Annotated in this window: 14 protein-coding genes; 1 reads left to right on the forward strand and 13 read right to left on the reverse strand. The window is 45.7% G+C overall.

Annotation, left to right across the window (positions count from 1 at the left end; translation table 11 throughout):
* Position 1: 1 nt before the first annotated feature.
* The 9 genes from nrdD to hisD form a co-directional block, all read right to left on the reverse strand.
* Positions 2-2,161: an anaerobic ribonucleoside-triphosphate reductase gene (gene nrdD, locus B5G33_RS07725; protein ID WP_087274493.1), complete on the reverse strand. Its 2,160-nt coding sequence runs from the start codon at positions 2,159-2,161 to the stop codon at positions 2-4.
* Between the two features lie 239 nt (positions 2,162-2,400).
* Complete coding sequence (locus tag B5G33_RS07730; protein WP_087274491.1) at positions 2,401-2,574, reverse strand: DUF4250 domain-containing protein; 174 nt, start codon at positions 2,572-2,574, stop codon at positions 2,401-2,403.
* A gap of 74 nt (positions 2,575-2,648) precedes the next feature.
* Positions 2,649-5,255, reverse strand: coding sequence for an ATP-dependent chaperone ClpB (clpB, locus tag B5G33_RS07735; RefSeq protein ID WP_087417219.1), 2,607 nt, complete (start codon positions 5,253-5,255; stop codon positions 2,649-2,651).
* A gap of 231 nt (positions 5,256-5,486) precedes the next feature.
* Entirely contained in the window at positions 5,487-6,239 is a 753-nt protein-coding gene (locus B5G33_RS07740; RefSeq protein ID WP_087417220.1) for an alpha/beta fold hydrolase, read from the reverse strand.
* Positions 6,240-6,355: 116 nt separating this feature from the next.
* Positions 6,356-6,970 (reverse strand): sugar O-acetyltransferase, encoded by a 615-nt coding sequence (locus tag B5G33_RS07745; protein WP_087274573.1) that lies wholly within the window; start codon positions 6,968-6,970, stop codon positions 6,356-6,358.
* A gap of 106 nt (positions 6,971-7,076) precedes the next feature.
* On the reverse strand, positions 7,077-7,808 hold the full coding sequence (locus tag B5G33_RS07750; protein WP_087417221.1) for a YczE/YyaS/YitT family protein: 732 nt from the start codon (positions 7,806-7,808) through the stop codon (positions 7,077-7,079).
* 206 nt (positions 7,809-8,014) lie between these two features.
* Positions 8,015-9,355 carry a C40 family peptidase gene (locus tag B5G33_RS07755; RefSeq protein WP_087274482.1) on the reverse strand — a complete coding sequence of 447 codons (1,341 nt, stop codon included), beginning with the start codon at positions 9,353-9,355 and terminating at the stop codon, positions 8,015-8,017.
* A 298-nt stretch (positions 9,356-9,653) separates the two neighbouring features.
* The gene (locus B5G33_RS07760; protein ID WP_087274480.1) at positions 9,654-11,234 is read right to left on the reverse strand and encodes a C40 family peptidase; all 1,581 of its coding nucleotides are present in this window, start codon (positions 11,232-11,234) and stop codon (positions 9,654-9,656) included.
* 134 nt (positions 11,235-11,368) lie between these two features.
* Positions 11,369-12,643: a histidinol dehydrogenase gene (gene hisD, locus B5G33_RS07765; protein WP_087274478.1), complete on the reverse strand. Its 1,275-nt coding sequence runs from the start codon at positions 12,641-12,643 to the stop codon at positions 11,369-11,371.
* 172 nt (positions 12,644-12,815) lie between these two features.
* Here hisD and B5G33_RS07770 point away from each other — a divergent pair, with 172 nt between their 5' ends.
* Complete coding sequence (locus tag B5G33_RS07770) at positions 12,816-14,054, forward strand: MerR family transcriptional regulator (protein ID WP_087274476.1); 1,239 nt, start codon at positions 12,816-12,818, stop codon at positions 14,052-14,054.
* A 10-nt stretch (positions 14,055-14,064) separates the two neighbouring features.
* On the opposite strand, the gene B5G33_RS07775 is transcribed toward B5G33_RS07770, so the two are convergent.
* Genes B5G33_RS07775 through B5G33_RS07790 form a run of 4 tightly spaced genes read right to left on the reverse strand, consistent with a single transcriptional unit; the run spans position 14,065 to position 18,913 of the window.
* A complete protein-coding gene (locus tag B5G33_RS07775; protein WP_087274474.1) occupies positions 14,065-15,333 on the reverse strand; it encodes a M18 family aminopeptidase in 1,269 nt (422 codons plus the stop codon).
* Between the two features lies 1 nt (position 15,334).
* Positions 15,335-17,629 carry a xanthine dehydrogenase family protein molybdopterin-binding subunit gene (locus B5G33_RS07780; protein ID WP_087417222.1) on the reverse strand — a complete coding sequence of 765 codons (2,295 nt, stop codon included), beginning with the start codon at positions 17,627-17,629 and terminating at the stop codon, positions 15,335-15,337.
* Positions 17,626-18,102 (reverse strand): (2Fe-2S)-binding protein, encoded by a 477-nt coding sequence (locus B5G33_RS07785; protein WP_087417223.1) that lies wholly within the window; start codon positions 18,100-18,102, stop codon positions 17,626-17,628. Before B5G33_RS07785 ends, B5G33_RS07780 begins: the two co-directional genes overlap by 4 nt.
* On the reverse strand, positions 18,092-18,913 hold the full coding sequence (locus B5G33_RS07790; protein ID WP_087274468.1) for an FAD binding domain-containing protein: 822 nt from the start codon (positions 18,911-18,913) through the stop codon (positions 18,092-18,094). Before B5G33_RS07790 ends, B5G33_RS07785 begins: the two co-directional genes overlap by 11 nt.
* Positions 18,914-19,178 lie beyond the last annotated feature (265 nt).

Here is a 19,178-nt window from a genome sequence, read left to right on the forward strand (position 1 = left end):
ATTATAAATGCAGCACCCTTTCTCTGATTTCCTGGGTCCTTCCCTGGTTCCAGAACTGTGTTCCAATATAACCGCAGGTACGTCTTGCCACATTCAGGGTATCCTGATTCCGATTGCCGCAGTTGGGGCATTCCCACTCCAGCTTTCCGTCTTCATTGGTCACGATCTGGATTTCTCCGTCATAACCGCATTCCTGACAGTAATCGCTTTTTGTATTTAACTCTGCGTACATGATATTGTCGTAGATAAAACGGATCACCTGGAGCACTGCCGGAATATTATCCTGCATATTCGGCACCTCCACATAGCTGATGGCGCCTCCTGTGGAAAGAGCCTGGAACTGAGCCTCAAATTTCAGTTTTGAAAAGGCATCGATTTCCTCGCTGACATGTACATGGTAGCTGTTGGTAATATAGTTCTTATCTGTCACTCCGGGAACAATGCCGAATCTCTTCTGAAGACATTTTGCAAATTTATAAGTAGTACTCTCAATAGGAGAACCGTAAATGCTGAATCCAATATTGGTCTCTTCTTTCCATTTCTCGCAGACTTCATTCATATGCTTCATGACCTGAAGGGCAAAAGGTGTTGCCTCCGGGTCTGTATGAGATTTTCCTGTCATGTATTTCACACATTCATACAGCCCTGCATACCCCAGAGAAATAGTAGAGTAACCTCCGTATAACAGCTTATCAATGGTCTCCCCTTTTTTCAGCCGGGCCAGGGCGCCATACTGCCAAAGGATAGGCGCTGCATCTGATAAGGTTCCTTTCAGACGGTTATGCCTGCACATCAAAGCCCGGTAGCAGAGGTCCAGTCTCTCGTCAAAAATCTTCCAGAATTTATCTTCATCGCCGCCGGAAGACAGAGCCACGTCCACAAGGTTAATGGTGACAACTCCCTGATTAAAGCGTCCATAGAACTTATAGTTGCCCTCCTCATCTTTCCAGGGACTCAGGGCGCTTCTGCAGCCCATTACCGGGAAGCAGTTTCCTTCCTTAAGCTCTTTCATCTTCTTCTCGGAAATATAATCCGGCACCAGACGTTTTGCCGTACATTTTGCAGCAAGCTCTGTAAGATAGTAGTAAGGATCTCCTTCCTGGAGATTATCTTCTTCCAGAACATAGATCAGTTTCGGAAATGCCGGGGTCACCCAGACTCCCGCCTCATTCTTTACACCTTTGTATCTCTGTTTCAGAGTTTCCTCTATGATCATTGCCAGGTCCTTTTTCTCGGCCTCTGTCTTTGCTTCGTTAAGATACATGAATACTGTAAGGAAGGGGGCCTGGCCGTTTGTTGTCATCAGTGTGATCACCTGGTATTCGATGGTCTGAACGCCCTTTGTAATCTCCTTTTTCAGCCGTCCCTCAACGATCTGATTTAAAATATCATCTGAGTAGTCCACGCCGATGAGTTTCATTTCCTGAAGAACTTCTGTCCGGATCTTATCCCTGGATACCTGGACAAAAGGCGCCAGATGTGTGAGAGAAATACTCTGTCCTCCATACTGGTTGCTGGCTACCTGAGCAATGATCTGTGTGGCAATGTTGCAGGCTGTTGAAAAGCTGTGGGGCTTCTCGATCATAGTGCCGCTGATCACCGTACCGTTCTGGAGCATGTCTTCCAGATTGACCAGGTCGCAGTTGTGCATATGCTGGGCGTAATAATCGGAATCGTGGAAATGAATGATCCCCTGATGGTCTGCCTCTACAATATCTTCCGGCAGCAGCATTCGCTGTGTCAGGTCCTTGCTGACTTCTCCTGCCATATAATCCCTCTGTACACTGTTGACTGTAGGATTTTTATTGGAATTTTCCTGCCGGACCTCCTCATTATTACATTCGATCAGTGAAAGGATCCGGTTGTCTGTGGTATTCGCCTTACGTACCAGAGAACGTTTATAACGGTATCTCACATACTGTCTGGCCAGCTCAAATGCCCCTGTAGCCATAATCTGATTTTCAACCATATCCTGGATTTCTTCCACAGCCACTGCCCGGTTCAGCTTATTACATTTGAACTCCACAAATTCTGCAATGTCCTCAATCTGGGCGTCTGTCAGGCTTCTGGTCTCTGATGAACTGTCTGCCTTCCTGACTGCCGCTTCGATTTTCTTTACGTCAAATGCTTCTTCCGAACCATTTCTCTTAATAATCTTCATATCTTTTTTCTCCTTGCTGTATCTATCTGAAATGACCTGGTTATACTTCATATATTGGTCCAAGGCCTATTCTAATACAAAATATAGTATAGCGCAATACCCAAAATACATTATCCTGTGTTTTTAAAAACTGTTCAGCTATGAGCTCAGACGCACAAAACAGGCCTAAAACCTGTTCCGGAAAGCTCCGGCACCAGTTTCAGGCCTGCCCTTATTTTTTCCGTATTCTTCTGTATCTCTTATACAAACTGATTTCTGGCTCTGTCATACTCGTAGTCAATCCCCGCCAGCTTTGTCTTAATCTCTTCTGGATTCAGTCCTTTGTCCTCACACATAGAAGAAAAGGATGCATAGAAATCACGAAGCTGGGTATTTACATAGCTTAAAAGCATTACCGGATCCTTGGGTATCATGGTCTTCCTCCTTTAATCCCGGATATTCACTGGAGCCGTTTCAGTCTTCCAAAAGCCAACAGCCTCCTGAAGCATCAATTCTCAGGAGTATCCTGAACAGATTCCCTGTGAGCCGTAAGCTGGCCGTTCTCCAGATCTATGATGATCCTGTCATCTGCTCTTACGTCTCCGGAAAGGATCAGTCTTGCAGTAAGAGTTTCCACATACTTCTGTACATACCGTTTCAGAGGGCGGGCGCCGTAGACAGGGTCGTATCCGCCTTCAATAATATAATCTTTTGCGGCATTTGTCAATTCTATAGATAATTCCTGGTCTCTCAGTCTCTTATTAAGATCTGCCATGAGCAGGTCTACGATACCGCCGATATTCTCTTTGGTAAGAGGCTTAAACATGATGATCTCATCTAGGCGGTTCAAAAATTCCGGACGGAAATGGGCCCGCAGGTCCTTCTCCACCATATCCCGGGCTTCCTGTCTGATCTCACCATTTTTCTCAATGCCCTCCAGCAGATAGGTAGAGCCAATATTAGAGGTCATAATAAGGATGGTATTCTTAAAGTCCACAGTCCTGCCCTGAGAATCTGTGATACGTCCATCATCCAGCACCTGTAAAAGCACATTAAACACGTCAGGATGGGCCTTCTCGATCTCATCAAAAAGGACTACGGAGTAAGGTTTTCTTCTCACTGCTTCTGTAAGCTGTCCTCCCTCTTCGTATCCTACATATCCCGGAGGCGCTCCGATCAGTCTGGACACAGAATATTTCTCCATATATTCACTCATGTCGATGCGGACCATATTCTGCTCATCATCAAAAAGAGTAGCCGCCAAAGTCTTAGCCAGCTCTGTCTTACCAACGCCAGTAGGGCCAAGGAACAGGAAGGAACCGATAGGCTTGGTAGGATCCTTAATGCCTGCCTTAGAACGGATAATGGCGTCTGTCACCTTAGAAACGCCCTCGTCCTGTCCGATTACACGTTTGTGAAGCTCATCTTCCAGATGAAGGATCTTGGTACGCTCTCCCTCAGTAAGTTTTGCCACAGGAATTCCCGTCCACCGGGAAATGATCCTGGCAATCTCATCTTCCGTCACGCTTTCGTGAACCAGAGACAGATCCTGGTTCTTTGCTTTTTCTTCCTCTATTTCCAACTGTTTCTGCAGCTTGGGCAGTTCTCCGTACTGAAGCCTTGCTGCCTCGTTCAGGTCATAGTCTCTCTGGGCTTTCTGGATCCGGTTATTCATATCTTCAATCTGCTCCCGCAGTTTCTGAAGATGCTCTACTGTAGTTTTCTCATTATCCCACTGAGCTTTCTGACTGTTAAACTGGTCCTTCAGTTCCGCCATTTCCTTCTGGAGCTCTACCAGCCGGTCCTGGCTGAGACGGTCATTTTCTTTCTTAAGAGCCGCCTCTTCGATCTCCATCTGCATGATCTTCCGACGCAGTTCATCCAGCTCTGCAGGCATGGAATCCAGTTCTGTCTTGATCAGGGCGCAGGCTTCATCTACCAGGTCAATAGCCTTATCCGGCAGGAACCTGTCGGAAATATACCGGTCAGAAAGAGTAGCCGCAGCTACCAGGGCGCTGTCTGTGATTTTTACCCCATGGAAGACCTCATAACGTTCTTTCAGACCACGGAGAATGGAAATAGTATCCTCCACTGTAGGTTCGTCAACCATAACCGGCTGGAACCTTCTCTCCAGAGCAGCATCTTTTTCAATATATTTCCGGTATTCATCAAGAGTAGTCGCACCGATACAGTGAAGCTCTCCTCTTGCCAGCATAGGCTTCAGCATATTTCCCGCATCCATGGCTCCGTCAGTCTTTCCGGCTCCTACGATCAGGTGGAGCTCATCAATAAACAGGATAATCTGGCCTTCGCTTTTCTTAACCTCTTCCAGAACGGCTTTCAGCCTTTCCTCAAACTCACCTCTGTACTTGGCTCCTGCCACCAGAGCCCCCATATCCAGAGCAAAGATTTTTTTATCTTTCAGTCCCTCAGGCACGTCTCCCTGGACAATCCTCTGAGCCAGACCCTCAACGGCTGCAGTTTTACCTACTCCTGGTTCACCGATGAGCACCGGGTTGTTCTTGGTCTTTCTGGAAAGGATCCGGATCACATTCCGGATCTCACTGTCCCGTCCGATTACCGGGTCCAGCTTCTGCTCTCTGGCTTTTTCCACCAGATCCTGTCCGTATTTATTCAAAGTGTCATAAGTGACCTCCGGGTTATCTGTAGTCACTCTCTGATTGCCTCTTACTGTACTTAAAGCCTGTAAAAACCGTTCCTTGGTAATCCCGTATTCCTGCCACAGTTTCTTCATAGAAGGACTGGGATTATCCAACAGAGCCAGAACCAGATGTTCTACAGAGACATATTCGTCTCCCATAGCTTTTGCCTCATCCTCTGCACTTACCAGGGCTTTATTCAAATACTGGCCGATATAGGGCTGTCCTCCTGAAACCTTTGTCCTGGCATTCAGAGCCTGTTCTACTCTTGTAAGAAAATGTTCCTTCTGAATCTCCATTTTCTCAATAAGCTTTAATGTCAGACTGTCCTCCTGATGCAGAAGATTATAGAGCAGATGCTCCTGTTCAACCTCCTGATTGCCAAACTCATATGCTGTCTTCTCCAAATCCTGAACAGCCTGAAGCGATTTCTGCGTGAATTTACTGATATTCATACAAATCCCCTCCATTGTCTTATGAAATAGCCTGCTGTGCAGGCCTGGTTTTCTTGTTCTAGTGTTAATATAACACCTGTTGTTAGCAGTGTCAAGACTTGAGTGCTAATAATTTTTTGAAAATTTCGAACTAAAATTTCGCCATCCTTTTTATATGCCAAAAGCCGGTCTAAACGGCTGTACTCCGTTTAAACCGGCTCTCCTTTTTTCCAGGAAGTTGCTGAAATTCCTTTAAATGCCAATGAATTCCGTAATTACTTTGGCTGAAAGTTCTGCATTGGTTATAACTGACGGGTGTCCTCCAGTCTTAAAAATATGTACTCGCCCCTGCTGTACCTGCCGGCTCATTTCTGCGTATTCTTCCGGTAGATTTTTACGGCACATATCGTCCTCTAAGCTTCCCATAAAGAGAACAGGCATATGTAAAGTTTCTAAAGGTTTACAGAATAAAGGGCTTCTGTTTACTGCACATTCTATCAGTGCCTGTGTATTAAGGTCTACAACCCTTTCCCAATCTTCGCCCTGACACCATTCATAAAACTGCCTTGCATAGATATCTTGTTTCGCAGTTTCCCGTTCTTTTAATAAATTCACTGTAAAATCTTCATTTAAAGTTCTTCCATCAAAACTATCGGCAATGACCTTATCTATAAGGTCGGGGCGCTTCAATGCCGTATTTACGGCAACCCATGCTCCGCCGCTTGTCCCCAAAAGATTTACTTTCTCAATCTTTAAGTATTCAATAAGTGCGATTACCTGTTCAGCCTCAGCAGTCCAGAGATTTTCCGGAAACCTGTCAACTCTGTCTGATTGCCCGTTTCCCAAAAAATCCAGCAGGATAACTCGATAGTTTTCCTGATACAGCGGTAATATAAACTCAAACATAAGAGAGGAAGCAGTATCTCCATGGAGCATAATAAGGGGTTTTCCCCCTCCAGCTTCCTTATAAAAAATCTTTTTTGACTGATAATAAAAATATGGCATTCATAACCCTCCTAATCATTTCATCTTCTTAAATGATCAGCAAGGCGTAATAACAAAGGATACACCTTGCTATTACAATACTGTAAAGATACCCATACCTCATTTCTCCTTTCTGCTTACTCTATATCAATCAACTTATCCTTATCATAATATTTTTCATCTTCTTCCGTAATCTCCCGGTAGACTTTACAGGGATTTCCAAAAGCAATCACATTGGCGGGAATGTCTTTTGTCACCACGCTTCCGGCTCCGATAATGCTGTTCTCTCCTATAGTCACTCCCGGCATGACCATGGTGTTTGCCCCGATCCAGACGCCGCTTCCCACTTTAACCCTCTTATTGTACTGTGCCTCTTTTGCCCGAAGTCTGGGGGATACGGGATGGGTGCCTGTACAGAGAACCACATTAGGTCCAATCATCACATGATCGCCGATTTCAATAACTGCATCATCTACCAGCACCAGATTAAAATTGGCGTATACATGGTCGCCCATATATACATTCTTTCCTCCCCAGTTGGCGTAGAAAGGCGTTTCAATATAGCTGCTTTCTCCAATTTTGCCGAACATTTTTTTCAGAAGAGCTTTCTTTTCTTCTCCTTTGCTGGGTGGAAGATGGTTGTATTCAAATACCATATCCAGATACTTTCCCTGTTCTTTCATCAGCTCTTCATTGTCACAATAATACAGTTTTTCATGATGGATTCTGTATAAAGTTTCTTCTAAATTCATAGGACCTCCTGAAGCAAATACTCTCTCTGACATCAACATATCACATTTTTCTTTCATGCTCAAGTACAAGTCTCCATTATAGCCTCAAAGCTTCTTAAAGGCCCTCTCAATACTCTATTCCTGAAAGTCTTTCCATCTTTTCCTGAGCCAAATGATTGAACAGAGCAATGATCCTGCCTACTCCGATAACTGCCAAAACCGTACCAATTCCCACGCCTATCAGTTGTCCCCGGAGGCTGAGTCCCAGAACAATCGTAATTGTAATATTAAAGAGATCAAAACAATTTTTAGTATATCCTACATTCTTATGTATTATATCTGCAATAGCCTGAACAATACCGTCTCCGGGATTTGGAACCAGCCTCATATCCAGTGACAGGGCAGCTCCAATACCTGTAAAGATAATGGCCAGGAGCAGCACCAGAAACCGGATGACGATTTGTCCGCTATTTTCGGCGTTCGAGGAAAATTCCGGCAATATGGAGCCGAATATATTCAAAAATCTCGTAAAAATAAGGCTGAGAGGAATCTGCAGAATGTCCATAAATAAGATCAATTTTCTGTCTATTCTTTCTGCATTGGCCAGAGCTTTCTCTCCTCGCTTCATCTGTCTTCTTCCTTTGACACTGTGGAGAATAATCTCTGCTACAACAAAAATGCAGTAAAGTATCATAGTTATGTTGCCAAAATTAATATGGAAAATTGTAGAAATGCTGTAAGATACGGAAATAATAGGAGAAACTCCCAGTCCCGCTTTTGTATTCAAAGTCAATCCCATAGCCAGGATCAGCAAACCCAGTATATAGAAAAAGGTTCTGTAAAAAACTTGTTTCTTCATATATCTTTCTCTCTGTTATAAAATTATCAATATAAATAATTATAGTACCAATTTCAGAGGATTTCAAGAATTCCCAAGCCTGAGGTGCTGGACATTTCGCATCCCGCCCGGAGGGCTTTTTATTCTATAGGACAGTCCGGAGGACTTTCCTATAGAATAAAAAAGAATCCTGGTAATCCAGGATTCTTTATATATTCATATATCTTCTACTGAACAATTCTTCTGATAGCTATATAGGATCTGTACAGAGCGTTAGATGTATATTTGATTCCGCCCTGTGGATATGGAGCACTATTGGAAGCATGTACAATTCCGCCGTCTCCTGTCAGGATTGCCACATGTCCGGAATATACGATGATATCACCGGCCTGATGATCCTCCCAGCTTACACCTACACCAGAGTATGCCTGTGCATCGCTGGTACGAGGCAGGCTATAACCAAAGTGTGCAAATACCTGCTGTGTAAATCCAGAACAGTCAATACCGTTTGTCAGGCTGTTTCCTCCATATACATATGGATTTCCAATAAACTGGCTTGCATAAGCAACAACTGCTGCTCCTGTGGCACTGTCATAGGAAACATTGCTGTCAGAACTTGTATCTGTGCTCTCTGATGAACTCTCTGAAGAGCTTCCTGATGAAGCTGTGCTTCCTCCGCTGCTGCTTACAGAAGAATTTCCTGTATTTCCAGTTGCTCCTGTAGTAGATCCGCTGCTTGCATTTCCTGAGCTGCTGGAATTATTGTTTGAACTGCTGGTCTGTGCGGCCTGAGCTGCTGCCTGCTTTCTTGCTTCCTCTGCTGCCTTGGCTGCGGCTTCCTCTTCCTTCTGGATCTGCTGCAGTTCTGCATTCTGCTGTTCGATCAGGTTCTTATATTCCTGAGCCTGTGCCTTTACTGTAGCAATCTGGCTCTCGTAATCGCTGGCAGAAGCTTTCAGGTTTGCCATTTTTGTTTCCAGAGTATCCTGCTTGTCTTCCTGCTCTTTCTTGCTGTCTTCCAGTTCTGCCTTCTCTGTCATCAGCTGGTTCTCAAGATCCTGTACCTGCTGAACAACGGCTTTCATCTTTTCCAGAGCTTCTCTGTCATAATCATACATCTTACCGTTATTCTCAATCTTGGAGAGCATATCGGTAATACTCTCAGATTCAAGAAGAATCTGTGCCCAGGAATCTGTTCCGCCGTTCTCGTACAGATACTGAATTCTCTTCTTCATGCTTTCGTACTGTTCATCACGGTCTGCCTCAGCTTCTTTTAAGTCTTCCTGAGTCTCCTTGATGTCAGCCTCTTTATCTGTAATCTCTTCCTTCAGCATATCAATCTGTGTCATAATTGTAACCAGTTCCTGCTGTGTGGAATTGATCTGTCCCATTAATTCGTTCTTTTTGCTTTCAAGGCTGCTTACCTGACTCTCAGCCGCTGAAAGTTTACTCTGAGTTTCGGATTTCTGTGCCTGAATTTCCTGCTTTCTGCTGGAAGCTGCTACAGGTACCGCCTGTGTGGCTGCCATAGTAAAAACAAGAGCCAGACATAATAATCTTTTTTTCATTACTCAATACCTCTCCATTATGTATAAAAAATCTGTTTGTTATATTTTTGTAATAATTCCGCAATACTTTTTTCACTTCCTGTATATACTACCATATATTCTTCTGTATTTCAAGTCCTGAAGTCGTGTTTTTTAAATTTCTGTTACAAAATGAAATTTTCAGGTAATAAAAAATGCTATTTTTATAATATGTTACCAAAATATTTCTCCAACCAGAAAACCACAGATAACATCCTTTTATCAGGTTTTATCTGTGGTTCTCCGTTTTATATTCTTCTATGAGTTTTTCTGTACTTTTTTACTCTGCAATACGTCTGATCGTAATGTAAGAAGTATACAGAGCGTTAGATGTATATTTGATTCCGCCCTTTGGATAAGGAGCGCTGTTGGATGCATGTACGATTCCGCCGTCTCCTGTGAGGATTGCCACATGTCCAGGATAAACGATCAAATCACCGGCTTTGGATTCTGACCAAGATACCTCAGTACCTACATAAGCCTGATCGTAGCTGGTTCTCGGAAGAGAATAACCAAAGTGTGCATAAATCTGCTGGGTGAATCCAGAACAGTCAATACCATTTGTCAGACTGTTTCCTCCATATACATATGGATTTCCGATAAACTGTTTGGCATATGCCACAATAGCCTCTCCTACACTGCTGTTATAAGATACATCCTCAGTTGTATCCTCTGAAGCCGATGCCTGAGACTGATCTTCCTGTGCTGCAGAATTATCTTCTGCCGGAGCGGAAGGCGTTGTGTCTGCAGGCTGTGAAGCCTCTTCCTGTGTATCCTCTTCAACAGTCTCTGTTGTCTGAGAGTCTTCTGTATCGGCAGCACTGTTATCAGATGCTCCGTTATCAGCAGTTGTACCGCCATCTGCTGAAGAATCCTCCTCTGTAGCATCTTCCACTGTCGTGTCTGTTTCTTGCTTCTGTTCTGTATCTGCAGCTGTCTCCTGCTGAGTGTTGTCTGCAGATGTTTCCTGCTGTGTGCTGTCTGTATCTGCTGCTGTTTCCTGCTGTGTCTCAGAAGTTTCTTCCTCTGTATCTTCAGCAGCTTCTGTCTGTGTGCTCTGTCCATTAGAGGTCTGGGCTGTATTCTCTGTATTTTTCTTCTGTTCAGAAGCCTGAGCTGCAGCTTTTGCTGCTGCTTCCTCTTCTTCCTGAATCTGCTGGAGCTCAGCATTCTGCTCTTCAATGAGCTGCTGGTACTGCTGTGCCTGAGCCTGAGCTGAAGCAATCTGTGCATCATAATCAGAAGCAGATGCTTTCAGACTGGACATCTGGGATTCCAGTGACTGCTGAATGCCTTCCTGTTCCTGTTTGCTGCTTTCTAATTCTGCCTTCTCAGTCTCCAGCTGTTCCTCCAGATCCTGTACAGACTGTACAGCATCTTTCAGCTTCTGAAGGGCTTCTCTATCATAGTCATATACTTTCTGGCTTGTCTCCATCTTAGACAACATATCTGCGATGCTGTTGGACTCTAAAAGGGCCTGTGCCCAAGAAGTATTTCCGTTCTCATAGAGGTACTGGATACGTTTTTTCATATCCTCATATTGCTTGTCGCGTTCTGCCTGTGCTGTTTCCAGCTCTGCCTGTGTCGCCTGTATGTCAGCCTCTTTTTCCTGGATGCTTTCATTCAGCATGTTTACCTGAGTCATAACGCTGACCAATTCCTGCTGGGTAGAGCTGATCTGGTTCATCAGGGCGCTCTTCTGGCTCTGGAGTTCGTTTACTCTTGCCTGTGCATCGGAAAGTTTACTCTGAGTTGCTGATTTCTGGGCCTGTACTTCATCCTTTCTGGCAGCTGCAACAGGAACAATCTGAGTTGCTGTCATAGCAAAAATCAGTGACAGGCATATTAATCTTTTCTTCATAGTCCTAAATACCTCTCCCTAGTAAAATCTGTTAACAAGTTCTAGCAGTATTTTGTAATATTTTTGTAATATTTATTACACTTTTAAGATATACTAACATACTTTACCAGGTTTTTCAAGGTCCATTTCCATTTTTATGATAAGCTGCCGTTTTTTCTCACTTCTGCAGCCCGGGCATGTCCCATTAATCCTTCTCCTTTTGCCATCCTCTCTACCAGCGGCGCCAGCTCTCTCATTGCCTCCGGTGTCATGCTCTGGTGGGTGCAGGTTTTCAGAAAAGTTCCAACCCACACACCGCCTGTGTATCTTGCAGCTCTAAGTGTTGGAAGAGTGTGGTTGGTCCCGGAGGCATAATCTCCAAAGACCTCTGCAGTATTTTCTCCAATAAACAAAGAGCCATAATTATAAAGCTTTTCTTTCAGGATCTCTGGTTCTCTTACATTTAGCTCCAGGTGTTCCGGAGCATAGCTGTTAGTGATTTCTACTGCTTCTTCCAGATTCTCCGTCAGAACCACTTCACCGTAGGTCTCCCAGGATTTTTGTGCAATCGATGCTGTAGACAGCCAGGAAAGTTCTTTCTCCACTGCCTGGATCACCGCCTGGCCAAACCTTTCGTCTGTGGTGATCAGCATACCTTTTGCATTAGGGTCATGTTCAGACTGGGCCAGAAGGTCCGCCGCCACGATCTCAGGTGTGCCGCTGCCATCTGCAATAACCAGCACTTCACTGGGACCGGCCACAAAATCAATTCCCACCTGGCCGTAGCACTGTCTTTTTGCCTCGGTCACATACTGGTTTCCAGGGCCTACGATCATATCCACCGCCGGAATTTCTTCTGTTCCATAGGAAAAAGCAGCAATGGCCTGGGCTCCTCCCACAGCGTAGATTTCATCTGCACCTGCAATATCCATAGCCGCCAGAGTCTTAGGATTTATTTTATCCGTTCCTTTCATAACCGGAGAGCAGGCCGTCACCCGTTCCACTCCTGCTGCTTTCGCTGGGATCACCAGCATAAGAGCTGTAGAATAAAGGGGATAATTTCCTCCCGGAACATAACAGCAGCAGGACTTCACCGGCAGGATCCGGTGTCCCAGAAAGATCCCCGGAGCAGGGCTGAAATTTTCCAGAGGCTTTATGGTCTCTCTCTGGGCATTAGCAAAGGCCCTGATATGTTCTGCAGCTTTTTTCAGATCTTCGATCTCCTGGGCTGTAAGCTGTTCATAAGCTTCCTGGATTTCTTCCCGGGTAACCAGAAAAGATTTTCTGGTGCTGCCGTCAAACCTCTGGCTGTACTCTCTGAGGGCCTCATCCTTTCTTTTCTTCACATCTTCTATCATATCTCCCACAGTCTGGGTAAGTTTCTTCTTGTCTTCCTCTGTACGCACTCTGGCTGCTTTTAATACTTTCATAATCTAAACCTCCCTGGCTCCATGGCCTGAATTTCTCATCTATGGCGCCATTATAAAATATGAAGTCTGGTCTGTGTCAATCTTGTTTTTTTCCCTTTTCTCTCTCAAACCTTGAGTATACTCCGTGTTTATGGTACCATATCAGAAATGAAAAAGAGAGGAAGGCTGTCCCATGCGTATCGGCAAAGTATCGGAACTTTATCATATATCTATAGACAATCTCTACTATTATATACATTATGGACTTCTGGTTCCCCCCAGGCCCAAAGGGCAGTATGTCTTTGACGAAGCTACCTGTAAAGATCTGGAATGGATACTGGAATTGAAAGACCTGGATTTTTCTCTCCGTGAAATCCATATTCTCCTGTCTCTGAAACGGGTTTCCGGCTTTGCAGACCCTCAGGACCTTATGGAGCTGAAAGAGATGTACATTAATAAGCGCCACCTCTGCCTTCAGGAAATCCAGCATAAAAAAACGGTTATAGAAAAACTGGAGAAAAAAATACAGGAACTGGAAATTCCGGCTGCTTCTCCTGAAGCCAAAACAGGGGTCCCCCTTTCCATGCTCTCTCTGCTGTGCTGCCCCTGCTGCGGTAAAGAGCTTTCCATGACAGATGTGGAAATGAACCACCGCTGTATTTCCAAAGGAAATCTCTCCTGTTCCTGCGGCTATCAGGCCCAAATCCGCCACGGTATCCTGATGACTCCCAATAAAAATCAGAATCTCCAGGACACCCCGGACCTTACCAGAGAACTGTACAAAGACCTTCCTCCGGACCTGATCAGCCTGTTTCAGCGTTCCTACAATCACATGCTGAAAAATATGGAGGAAACGGGTCTCCAGGGAAAAGTTATCTGTGAGACTTATATAAACGCCTGGTTTTTCATCCACAATCATCTGGAATATCTCCCTAAAAACAGCCGTTATATTATCATTGACAAATATCCGGAAACTCTTCTTATGTATAAAAGACTGATTGAAAAGCAGACGCCGGATCTGGAAATCCTGTATCTGGCAGACAGCAGCACCTGTTTTCCTTTGAAACCTGGATCCATAGATATCCATCTGGATTTCTTTGCTGTGAACGAACATAATTTTTATCATGATACTTTCTTATATAAAGAACTTATCCCTTACCTGGCACCAGGGGCTGATCTTATCGGCACCTATTTCTATTTTGAGCGGGCTCCAAAATCCATGAAACAGCTTCTCAGTCAGTACCCGGAAGCTTACTGTAAAAATTTTGACCTGGAGTATTTCCACTCTTCACTGAAAGAGGCTGGATATGTTCTTCTGGAAGAAGAAGACTGCGGCTGCACCACAGACTCCGGCGCCAATCTGGGCTTTGGCTTTCATGTAAAAGGCGAAAAAATGCACCTTCTTCCCTATCACGGAAGAAAGCGCATCTGATAATTTACAATTATTCAAAAAATACAGTGGCTGCCTTTATAAAGTAATCTGTGTCCTTTACCCCTGCAGTCTCATAGGGGGAATGCATGGCAAGCTGAGGCAGCCCCACATCCACTGCATTCACAGATACCTGGGCCATGGAAATGTTCCCCAGAGTAGAGCCTCCTGGCATATCTGACCGGTTTGTAAAAGTCTGGAAAGGAACTCCCGCCTGGCGGCAGATATCTTTAAACACAGCGGCGGAAAATCCATCGGTACAGTATTTCTGATTTGCGCTGTGTTTGATCACAATGCCTTTATTGAGATAAGGGCGGTTCACCGGGTCCGCCTTCTCTGTATAGTTAGGGTGGACTGCGTGAGCGTTATCTGCAGAGATCATAAAGCTGTCGGCTACGCACCGGAGGTAGTCCTCATAGTCTCCTCCCAGACCTTTCTGTATCCGGAGCAGCACATCATAGAGGAAGGTTGAGGCTGCCCCCTGTTTCGTGCCGCTTCCCACCTCTTCATTGTCCATAACACAGTGAACCGCTCCGTAGTTTTCTTTTGCCCCTGCCAGGAAGCCCTTCAGAGAGGCAAAGGCACACTGGAGGTCGTCCAGTCTTCCTATGGAAACAAACTCTTCTTCTGCTCCCCAGATCGTCCCTTTCTGCCTGTTATATAGGAAAAGATCGTGTCCCAGGATTTCTTCTTCCTTCACCCCGGCAGCCTCTGCCAGGATCTTCTGGAATTTACCCTTTGCGGAAGCTTCTCCGAAGAGAGGCAGAAGGTCCTTCTGGGGATTATATTTATAGCCGTTATTGGCTTCCCGGTTCATATGTATGGCCAGATTAGGGATCATCACCAGATCCCTGTCTATGTTTACCAGTCTGGTGACAATCTTTCCCTGGTCTTTTACAGCGATCCGCCCGGCTACAGAAAGGGGCCGGTCCAGCCAGGGTGCGCATATCATGCCTCCATAGCCCTCTGTATTTAGTTTCACATACTGGTTCTCTACCAGCATCTCCGGATTCTCTTTGATCTTAAAACTGGGAGAATCACTGTGGCTGGCAATGATCCGAAATCCAGTCAGTTCTTTTCTGGGAACTGTAAATGCGATCAGGGCAGAGCCGTTCCGGGTGGTATAGTATTTTCCTCCCGGCACAAGCTGCCACCGTTCTTTCTCTTCCAGCTTTGTAAATCCTTCCCCTTCCAGCATCTCTTCCATAGCCGCCACGGCATGGAAGCTGGTAGGGCTTTTCTCTATAAAATCAATCAGTTCTCTTGCTGTCTCTTGGCTCATGTTACTCCTCTTTCTCTTCCTTTTGGGCCAGTGCCATGGCAATCTTTTCCGGTGTAATAGGCATTTCCCGGATACGGACGCCTACTGCGTTATATACGGCATTTGCCAGGGCCGGACAAGGGGTATTGATCACCATCTCTCCAATAGACTTAGCGCCGAAAGGATGGCTCTTTTCATAGCTGGGAATAAATTCTACCCGGATATTCTTTAAGTCCATGCGGGTTGGAATCTTATACTGCATAAAGGAATTATTCCGCATCTGCCCCTTCTCATTATACTGAATATCTTCATAAAGGGCCATGCCGATTCCCTGGGCCAGACCACCCTCTGTCTGGACTCTTGCCAGATTGGGGTTTATAGGCGTACCGCAGTCCACCACTGCTGCATAGTCCAGGATTTCCAGGGTGCCGGTTTCCTTGTCAATCTCGATTTCCACAATTCCTGCCATAAAAGGCGGCGGTGAAATCTGGGAAGAACGGGTAGCCGAAGCCTGAAGGTTTGTGTTGTTTCCGCTGGTTCCTTTTACGGCAATAGATTCCAGAGACACTTCCCCCTGGCCGTCCAGCTTATATACAGATTTTCCGTCAAATTCTACCTGGTCTGCCTCTGTCTCCAGCATGGCGGCTCCCAGTTCCTTAATTTTCTCCCTGAGCTGTTCACAGGCGTCTGCCACAGCCATTCCTGTAACATAAGTAGTGGCAGAGGCATAAGAGCCGGAGTCATAAGGAGAAATATCTGTATCCACTCCAAATACTACAATATTGTCAAAATCTGTTTCCAGAACGTCTGCCGCCATCTGGGCCAAAATGGTATCGCAGCCTGTTCCCATATCAGTAGCTCCCAGGCCCAGTGTGTAGGAGCCATCCTCTCCCAGTTTAATGGAAGCTCCTCCTACATCCACCTTGGCGATAGAAGATCCCTGCATGGCAATGGCTGATCCTACTGCCCGGACTTTGCCGTTTCCCATGTCACGGCAGGGGTATTTTTCCTCCCAGCCGATCATTTCTTTGGCTCTTGCCAGACATTTATCCAGAGTACAGCTTGTAACCCAGGGGCTGCCGTCGTAGCCGATAAACCGTCCCCCTTCTTTTGACAGGTTCCTTTCCCGAAAAGCTACCGGGTCCATGCCCATCTCATGGGCCAGCTCGTCTACTGCAGATTCTACTGCAAAGATTCCCTGGGTGGCTCCATATCCCCGGTAAGCTCCTGCAGACATCTGATTAGTATATACCACCTCATAGCTGAACCGGTAGGCTTCTGTATTCCGGTAAAGGCCCAGAGGCTTGTGTCCGGAAAGCCCTACGGTAGTAGGTCCATGCTCACCATAGGCCCCTGTATTAGACAAGGTATGGATATCTATGGCTTTCAGGATTCCTTTCTCATCAGCGCCCAGGCGGACCCGTACCTCCATCTCATGACGGGGAGAAGAACAGATCTGAGACTCATATCTGGAATAAACGATCTTTGCCGGTTTTCCTGTCTTTAAAGTCACAATGGCAGGATACATCTCACACACCGCTGTCTGCTTGGCCCCGAATCCTCCGCCGATCCTGGGCTTTATTACCCGGACTTTGGATGCTCCGATCCCCAGCGCCCGTCCCAAAATTCTCCGGACATGAAAGGGAACCTGGGTGGAGGCCACCACATTCAGTCTTCCAAAATAGTCCAGATAAGTATAGGCCCGGAAAGTCTCCATCATGGTCTGCTGATTTGCCTTAGTATGATAAGTCCTGTCTACTACATATTTACATTCCTTCAGCAAAGCGTCTACATCTCCCAGACTTTCTTCCTTCTGAGCGCAGAGATTCCGTTTGTTATCTGCTCCCACAGGCATCTTGGCCTCCCAGTTATCCTCCGGGTGGATCAGCGTCTCATTATCCTTTGCCTCATGAAAATCCAATACTGCAGGAAGAACCTTATATTTTACTTTGATAAGTTTCAGGGCTTTATCCACGGCAGCTTCCGTCTTTCCCGCTACAATGGCTGCCCCGTCTCCTACAAACCGCACTCTCTGGTCCAATATCAGACGGTCATAGGGGCTGAATTCCGGGTAGGTCTGGCCTGCCAGGGTAAAACGCTGCTGAGGCACATCTTTATAAGTAAGGATACATTCAATTCCAGGAACTTTCATGGCCGCCTCTGTTTTGATCTCTTCAATAAGAGCATGAGCATAAGGGCTTCTCAGCACCTTCACGATAAGGCAGTCCTTGGGGGCGATGTCATCTGTGTATACAGGCTTTCCTGTAACCAGAGCCATAGCATCCTTTTTCACCACAGGCTGATTTACATATTTCATTGTCCTTCCCCCTCTCTCTGGGTTTTCTTATATTCCAGATATTTTAAGATACTTCTGGTCTGACCCATGAATCCGGAGCAGCGGCAGAGATTTCCTGCCAGATACTCATTAATTTCTTCCTCTGTAGGGTCTGTAAGCTCTTTTTCCATAGCAAATATATTCATCATAAATCCAGGGTTGCAGAATCCGCACTGCTCTGCTCCTTCCCCTGCCAGAAAGCTGCCTAATTCTTCCGCCTTTTCCTGAAGCCCCTCTAAGGTGACTACATGCTTCTCTTCTACTCTTGCAGCCAGGGTACTGCAGGATAATATAGGCTTTTCCTCCAAGAGGACTGTACAAAGGCCGCAGTTGGCTGTCTCACAGCCTCTCTTAACACTGTAACATTCTTTTTCCCGCAGAAGGTCCAGAAGAAGGGTATCTGCCTGGATTTCTGCCTGGATTTTCTTTCCATTGAGCCAAAACTTAATTTCCATTTTCCATACCTCCTGCCTGGATCAGCGCTCTTTTGGTCAGTACCTGTACCAGATGGCTTCTGTACTGAGCGGAAGCTCTCATATTCGTTCCTGTTCGCACATGCTCTCTGGCGTATGCGGCAAAGGCCTCTGCCGCTTCTTTCTGTTCTCCAGGCTCTTTCTTCAGGAAGTCCTTCAAGATTCCCTTTTCGTCTTTTACAATAACCGCTTTATAGGGACAGGCTCCCAAAGCCACTCTCGCCTCTCCGTCTTCAAAAAGAGAAACCCCGCAGGTCAGTACAGGAAAATCTGTACTGCTGTTTCTCTGACTTATATAGGACATAGCCGCCGGTCTTTTCTTTACCAGGATCCGCACCAGAATGTCCCGGTCTCTCTTCATCTGGGCAAACTCTTCCAGAGGGATGATGCCTCCCTTATATAATTCCACATAGGAGTCCATAGCCAGAAACATGGTAAGAACGTCGGAAAACCCAAATCTTCCGAAAATACTTCCTCCCACTGTGGCGCAGTTCCGGAACTGAACTCCTACAATATGCCGCAGGCTTTCCTTCATAGCCCCTTGGGTATATTCTGCCAGGCCTTTATGTGTCTCCAGGTCCCGCAGGCTTACCATTGCTCCGATACGGAATCCCTCCTCATCTTCCTCAATGGTATCCAGTCCCAGACCGGACAGGTCTATGGCAGTTCCCACGTTCCGGCTGCCCATTTTCAGCCACACCATACCTCCCAGGACACAGGCGGACCGCTTCTGGTTTAACTGATAGGCTTCCTCCAAATCCTTTACTTTAACGTACTCTCTGATCTTTAACATTTCATTTCTCCTGTTACCTGAAAAGGGACTGCCGCATAAAACCTCCGGTCTTACACAACAGCCCTCCTGTTTCTTCGTTCTTCGTAAAATCAGTATAGCATAGGCATTTTATACTAAGCAAGTATTTTCTCTTTTCTTTTCTCTCAACCTAAAATGAAATTTTAAATTCCACTCCCTTAATGGGGTGTAGAGTTTACTCCTGCACAGTTGATATTTACTCTTTCATACATCCGTGGTATGGTTATCTCTCCTTCTGACAGCAGTA

The sequence above is a fragment of the Blautia sp. An81 genome, assembly GCF_002161285.1.
GTDB lineage: Bacteria > Bacillota > Clostridia > Lachnospirales > Lachnospiraceae > Blautia > Blautia ornithocaccae.